Annotated in this window: 1 protein-coding gene; it reads right to left on the bottom strand. The window is 71.6% G+C overall.

Annotated features, from left to right (window positions below; genetic code table 11):
• The coding region (locus AB0C29_RS46870) for a hypothetical protein (RefSeq protein ID WP_360834653.1) at positions 1 to 849 on the bottom strand (849 nt) is incomplete at its 3' end.
• Between the last annotated feature and the right edge of the window lie 891 nt (positions 850 to 1,740).

The following is a 1,740-nucleotide window of genomic DNA, read 5'->3' as shown; positions in this document are numbered from 1 at the left end:
GTCGGACCACGGCTCGGCCGGGGCGATCCGCGACTCCTCATCCGGTACGGACGCAGCCGGCAGATCCCACGTGGTCCGCGACGGCCGACGGTCCCGCCCCGGGGCCGGCCGGCGCTCGTACGGGAGCAGGTCCTCCTCGCGCAGGTCGTCGACGAGCGGGTCGAAGTCCTGGTCACGCCGCGGGCGGTAGAGGTCAGCCACGACCTCTTCCTCGGGTTCGTCCGGCACCGGCGGCGACACCCGGGCGCGGCCGGTGACCGGCTGCGGCACGTCGTCGCGGCGGCCCCGGCGCACCGGCTCGTCGATCGGCTCGTCGTCCCAGCTCTCGATGACCCGGGAGCGGCGGGACGCGGTGTAGCGCCGCTGTTCTTCCCAGTCCCGTTCGTCGAAGTCGCGGTCGTCGTACTCGAGTTCGTCGAAGTCGAGGCTGCGGCGCTGCCAGCCTTCGGCGCCGGGCGGTGAGACGGGGGCGGCGTCGAGGTCGGCCGGGGCGAACGCGGGGTCGTCGAGCCAGCTGGGGCGTTCACCGTCGAAGGCCTGCTTGATGCGCTTGTCGCGGTTCGGTGACCGCTGGTAGCCGTCCTGGCGGCGCTGACGGCGGCGTTCGGCCAGCTCGTCGATGCCCGGATCGAGGGCGTTCACCGGCTTTTGCGGGGGTTCCGGAATGTCGTCGAATTCGTCTTCTTCGACGTATCGGGCGCGGGTCGGGGGACGGCGGGTATCAGCGCCCCAGCGGGCCGCGACTGCATCCGCGTACGGATCCCGGGCGGTCGCGGTGGTGTCCGCGTACGGCCGTTTCGGGTCGTCGTCGTACTCCGATTCCCAGTATTCGTCGTCCTCGAAGCTCATCGGGTCACCCCGGCACGACCCGCGGAGGGGCACGACAGTGGCTGCGCCGAGCCGGCCCGCTGTCGCATCCGTGCCCCCCGTCCTCGCCGCCGCGCACGCCCACCCGCGCCCGGTAGCCCTTCCCCGCCGTACTGGTTGGAAGGGTAACCACGGATTTGCGTAGCGCGCTACCGCCCGCGGGAGCGCTTCATCCGGCCCTGGGGGTCCCCCGACCCCGGGAGCCGTCCCGGCGCCGCGGCCCGCCGGAAGAGTTCCATCGACAGACAGTACGGAGGCGGACGCCCAGCGGTTCATTCTCCGGCCCGGGCAAACCGAAGGTTTTTGGCAATTGACGTTGAGTGACAACGGCGGCCGCGGCGGTACCCCATTCATGAACGGCTCTCATTGTTTCCGCACTGTGGCCCGCCACGGAATTTAAGCCATTCTTAATGGCCAGCTGAGGAAAGCAACGAAGAATGGCGCGACGCCGGTTGATCTTGCCCTCACTCACTGTGACCGTGGCGAGGGACACGTCGCGTATCCACGGATCATGGCCACCCCGGATGTCACGGTTGGAAGCACGGGCCGGCCCGGCGCTGTGCCGGCCCGTGGCGCGCCACCCAACCCCGGCGGCGCGACCGCGAAGTGACAGAAACACGACACCGAACGGAAGGGAGCGGATCATGCCGCGTCTCGACCTCGGCGCCGTACGCGCCACCTGCCGGGTGGCGCTGCGCCGCCTGGACTCCTGGACCCTGTCCACGATGAACTCCCCGGCCGGCGGCCGACGCCCCCGTTAAGCCGCCATCCGCCGGGGCCCAGGAACGGCGGCGGGTGGGCCCGCCCCCGGTTCGATCCCCAACCGGGCCCCCAGCGCCCGTTGGCCAAGCCGGCCGGGGAGAGGCGGCGGGG

It is taken from the genome of Actinoplanes sp. NPDC048791 (assembly GCF_040650095.1).
Lineage (GTDB): Bacteria > Actinomycetota > Actinomycetes > Mycobacteriales > Micromonosporaceae > Actinoplanes.
Note: the sequence above shows the minus strand (reverse complement) of the source record. Positions and strands in the feature narration are given on the sequence as shown.